Annotated in this window: 7 protein-coding genes; all 7 read right to left on the bottom strand. The window is 59.9% G+C overall.

Going from position 1 to position 4,753, the window contains the following annotated elements; all coding sequences use genetic code 11:
• Positions 1 to 788 (bottom strand): tRNA pseudouridine(13) synthase TruD (gene truD, locus PFH44_RS24990; RefSeq protein WP_283826493.1); only part of this gene is annotated, 788 nt, incomplete at its 3' end.
• Complete coding sequence (gene ispF / locus PFH44_RS24985; RefSeq protein ID WP_283826492.1) at positions 785 to 1,264, bottom strand: 2-C-methyl-D-erythritol 2,4-cyclodiphosphate synthase; 480 nt, start codon at positions 1,262 to 1,264, stop codon at positions 785 to 787. The genes truD and ispF, both read right to left, overlap by 4 nt.
• Complete coding sequence (ispD, locus tag PFH44_RS24980; RefSeq protein WP_045857574.1) at positions 1,264 to 1,974, bottom strand: 2-C-methyl-D-erythritol 4-phosphate cytidylyltransferase; 711 nt, start codon at positions 1,972 to 1,974, stop codon at positions 1,264 to 1,266. The genes ispF and ispD overlap by 1 nt, the downstream gene beginning before the upstream one ends.
• 19 nt (positions 1,975 to 1,993) lie before the next feature.
• Positions 1,994 to 2,305 (bottom strand): cell division protein FtsB, encoded by a 312-nt coding sequence (gene ftsB / locus PFH44_RS24975; protein WP_045857570.1) that lies wholly within the window; start codon positions 2,303 to 2,305, stop codon positions 1,994 to 1,996.
• Between the two features lie 163 nt (positions 2,306 to 2,468).
• Entirely contained in the window at positions 2,469 to 2,795 is a 327-nt protein-coding gene (locus PFH44_RS24970; protein WP_041146946.1) for a DUF3561 family protein, read from the bottom strand.
• A 48-nt stretch (positions 2,796 to 2,843) separates the two neighbouring features.
• Complete coding sequence (gene cysC, locus PFH44_RS24965; protein ID WP_133600386.1) at positions 2,844 to 3,449, bottom strand: adenylyl-sulfate kinase; 606 nt, start codon at positions 3,447 to 3,449, stop codon at positions 2,844 to 2,846.
• The coding region (gene cysN, locus PFH44_RS24960; RefSeq protein ID WP_283826491.1) for a sulfate adenylyltransferase subunit CysN at positions 3,449 to 4,753 on the bottom strand (1,305 nt) is incomplete at its 5' end. The genes cysC and cysN, both read right to left, overlap by 1 nt.

Below are 4,753 nucleotides of genomic sequence, written 5' to 3'. Positions count from 1 at the left end.
CCGCTACCCGGCAGCGCAGCGGTAATCAGCAGCTCGCGGTTACCAACCCGCCCCTGCAGTTCCGCCAGCTCTTCAGGCGCAGCGACAAACCAGCTGCCGCGCCCCGCTAATTGTAGCGCATCGCCATCAACAACCTGATTAAATTCTGTTTTTTTTAATCTAATACTGACCTGCTGATTAAACAAGCCGCTACGCGCCGCCGAGAGCCAAAAACTGCGTTTATTTCGATCGCGCACCGGGGCTCCGCTCTCCGCCCAGCGCAGCGCGCCCAGCAGGTTGCTGCCGCCAATCCCAAAGCGCTGAGCGCCAAAATAGTTCGGCACGCCGCCGGCAGCGATGGCCTGCAGGCGCTGCTCGACATCATCGCGGTGGCTGACTTCGCGCAGGATCAGGGTGAACTGATTGCCCTTCAGCGCCCCAAGGCGCAGCTTGCGCTTGTGGCGCGCGTACTCCAGCACCTGGCAGCCTTCGAGCTGAAACTTGCTGAGGTCGGGCATCTCTTTACCCGGCACCCGGGCGCAGAGCCACTGTTCGGTTACCGCGTGCTTATCCTTCTGCCCGGCAAAGCTGACCTCCCGGGCATGTATTTTAAGGAATTTTGCCAGCGCGTCCGCGACGAAGCGCGTGTTGCACTCCTTTTTGAGGATCCGCACCAGCACGTGCTCGCCTTCGCCATCGGGCTCAAAGCCGAGGTCTTCTACCACCACGAAGTCTTCCGGGCTGGCTTTCAGCAGCCCCTGCCCCTGCGGTTTTCCGTGCAGCCAAGTGAGTTCGTTGAAGGCGATCATTGCGCCGCCTTACGCAGCAGCGCCACCGCTTCACAGGCAATGCCTTCGCCGCGCCCGGTAAAGCCGAGCTTTTCGGTGGTCGTCGCCTTCACGTTGACGTCGTCCATATGGCAGCCAAGATCTTCGGCGATGAAAACGCGCATCTGCGGAATATGCGGCAGCATTTTCGGCGCCTGGGCAATGATGGTGACGTCAACGTTGCCGAGGATATAGCCTTTCGCCTGAATCCGGCGCCAGGCTTCGCGCAGCAGCGCGCGGCTGTCGGCGCCTTTGAAGGCCGGATCGGTGTCCGGGAACAGCTTACCGATGTCCCCCAGCGCCGCCGCGCCCAGCAGGGCATCGGTTAGCGCATGCAGCGCAACGTCGCCATCGGAGTGGGCCAGCAGCCCCTTCTCGTAAGGAACGCGCACCCCGCCAATAATGATTGGGCCTTCACCGCCAAAAGCGTGTACGTCAAAACCATGTCCAATTCGCATTAAGCCTTCTCCTGGTGTCGGGAACGGGTAAGGTAAAATTCTGCCAGCGCCAGGTCTTCCGGGCGCGTCACTTTAATATTATCAGCGCGTCCGGCTACCAGTTCGGGATGGAAGCCGCAGTACTCCAGCGCCGACGCTTCGTCGGTGATGGTTGCGCCTTCGTTGAGCGCACGCGTCAGGCAGTTAAAGAGTAATTCACGCGGGAAAAACTGCGGCGTCAGCGCATGCCACAGGTCGTTGCGATCGACGGTATGGGCAATGGCGACCTTGCCGGGTTCAGCCCGCTTCATGGTATCGCGGACCGGTGCCGCCAGGATGCCGCCAACGCGGCTGGTTTCGCGCAGCGCCAGCAGGCGGGTGAGATCGTCCTGATGCAGGCACGGGCGCGCGGCGTCATGCACCAGCACCCACTGCGCATCGGGCAGCGCCTGCAGGCCGGCAAGCACGGAGTCGGCGCGTTCGCTGCCGCCGTCAACAACGGTAATCTGCGGGTGGGAGGCCAGCGGCAGCTGGCTAAAGCGGACATCGCCGGGGCTGACGGCAATCACCACGCGCTCGACGCAGGCGTTGGTCAGCAGCGCGGCGACCGCGTGTTCGAGAATCGTTTTGTTACCGATTGAGAGATATTGTTTCGGGCATTCCGTTTGCATACGACGGCCAAAACCGGCCGCCGGCACCACGGCGCAAACGCCCGGAAAAGTGGCTGCCATGTCGTAATCCTGGGCTTATTTATCGATTATTCTGCGCCGAACCCTGATTGCGCTTAGACGCATCCGGGACCAGACGATAAAACGTTTCACCCGGGCGGGTCATACTTAGCTCGTTGCGCGCGCGTTCTTCGATCGCTTCCTGACCGCCGTTGAGGTCGTCGATTTCCGCAAACAGCTGATCGTTGCGCGCTTTTAGTTTACCGTTAGTGTCCTGCTGAGCGGAGACATCGTCATTAACCCGACTATAGTCATGCAGACCATTTTTACCGAACCACAGCGAGTACTGTAGCCAGACCAGCAAAGCCAATAATAGCAGCGTTAATTTACCCATCCTGCCCCCTGAAAAACGGCATCATCATCCGATAACTCGCCCGAGCATTCTACTCCGACGCGCGGACGCGCGGACCGCGGACGCGCGGACGATGCCGCGTAACGCGGGGACTGTACCACATTTTTGTCGTCGATACCCAGGCTTGATTCATACGCCAAAAGGACTATCCCAGCAGCCAGAGGAACAGCAGGCCGAACATCAGGCCGATAGTCAAAATCGTCGCGCAGGAACTATAGAGGAGTTTACCATTCAACAGCGAATGCAGCGCAATACCGACCACCACGGCGACCGGCATCAGTGCGAGGAAGAACGGCCAGGTGTAGAGAAGGAAAAACAGCGTGTTGCTGCCATAGATGAGGAAGGGAATACCCAGCGCCAGCAGCCACGAGATAAATCCCACGGCGGCGCCTGACAAAGACCAGGTGGTCTCGTCATTCGCCACCGGAGGTGGTTCTGAACGAATCATACTGAGGTTCTGGGTATTACGCATATCAAATCCTGTTCACCGGGCGACCAGTATCTCAGTGCCGCCACCGTTTCAGGATCTGATAATATCTCGCTGTCTGAGCAGGTCTAATAGTTGGTGCACCAAATTTGTTACCAATTGTTCACCATCCAGATGAATTTCCGCCTTTTCCGGCGCTTCATACACGGAGTCAATCCCGGTGAAATTGCGTAATTCGCCGGCGCGCGCCTTCTTGTACAGCCCTTTCGGATCTCGCGCCTCGCAGATGGCCAGCGGCGTATCGACGAACACTTCGATAAAGCGCCCTTCCCCCAGCCGCTCGCGCACCGTCTGCCGTTCGGCACGGTGCGGGGAGATAAAGGCCGTCAGGACCACCAGCCCGGCCTCAACCATCAGCTTAGCCACTTCACCCACGCGGCGGATGTTCTCTTTGCGATCGTCGTCGCTAAAGCCCAGATCGCTACACAGGCCGTGGCGAACGTTATCGCCGTCCAGCAGATAGGTGCTGACGCCGGCCTGCTGGAGCGCCTCCTCCAGCGCGCCGGCAACGGTCGATTTACCGGAGCCGGAGAGCCCGGTAAACCACAGCACCACGCCGCGATGGCCGTGGCGCTGCTCGCGCTGCTGCTGAGTGACCGGATGGGCGTGCCAGACGACGTTTTCGTCATGCTGCGCCATTACTTGCCTCCCAGCAGATCGCGAGCGTCCCAGTGCGGGAAATGCTTCCGAATAAGCTGGTTAAGCTCCAGCTCGAACGCGCTGAACGACGAAGCGGACGCCTGAGCGTGCTCCTGCGGTTCACGCACCATGCCGGCGCCGACGGTCACGTTTGACAGACGGTCGATAAAAATAAGCCCCCCGGTCACCGGGTTGTTCTGGTATTTGTCCAGCACCAGCGGCTCGTCAAAGGTCAAATCCACGAGGCCGATGCCGTTAAGCGGCAGCGATTCCACTTCCCGCTGGGTCAGATTGTTAATATCAACCTGGTAGCGAATGCCGTCCACGCGGGCGCGGGTTTTCTTGCCGGCAATTTTGATATCAAAGCTCTGGCCCGGAGAGAGCGCCTGTTCAGCCATCCACACCACGTCAATGCTGGCGCTCTGCACGGCCGGCAGGGATACCTGCGCATCGACCAGCAGGTCGCCGCGGCTGATATCAATCTCATCCTTCAGCACGATGGTGATCGCTTCCCCGGCGCCGGCTTCCAGCAGGTCGCCGTCGAAGGTCACGATGCGCGCCACGCTGGATTCCACGCCCGACGGCAGTACCTTCAGACGCTGGCCGACCGTCACGGTGCCGGAGGCTACGGTGCCGGAGAAGCCGCGGAAATCGAGGTTTGGACGGTTAACAAACTGCACCGGGAAACGCAGCGGCTGGCTTTCGACCTGGCGATGGATCTCAACGGTTTCCAGCACTTCCAGCAGCGTCGGGCCGCTGTACCAGGCCATCTTGTCGCTCTGGCTGGCAACGTTGTCCCCTTCCAGCGCGGAAAGCGGCACGAAGCGAATATCGAGGTCGCCAGGCAGCTGTTCGGCAAAGGTCAGATACTCTTCGCGAATCTGATTAAAGCGCTCTTCGCTGAACGCCACGAGGTCCATTTTATTCACCGCCACCACCAGGTGTTTAATGCCCAGCAGCGTCGAAATAAAGCTGTGACGACGGGTCTGATCCAGCACGCCTTTACGCGCGTCAATCAGCAGGATCGCCAGATCGCAGGTCGAGGCGCCGGTCGCCATATTGCGGGTGTACTGCTCGTGCCCCGGGGTGTCGGCGATAATAAACTTGCGCTTTTCGGTAGAGAAATAGCGGTAGGCCACGTCGATAGTGATGCCCTGCTCGCGCTCCGCCTGCAGGCCATCCACCAGCAGCGCCAGATCCAGCTTCTCGCCCTGGGTTCCGTGACGCTTGCTATCGTTGTGCAGCGATGAGAGCTGATCTTCATAGATCTGGCGGGTATCGTGCAGCAGGCGGCCAATCAGCGT

Origin of the sequence: Klebsiella sp. Ech2A, from assembly GCF_030078455.1 — a bacterium.
GTDB classification, from domain to species: domain Bacteria; phylum Pseudomonadota; class Gammaproteobacteria; order Enterobacterales; family Enterobacteriaceae; genus Klebsiella; species Klebsiella terrigena.
The sequence above is the reverse complement of the archived record's forward strand: the minus strand, read 5'-3'. Positions and strand labels throughout refer to the sequence as shown.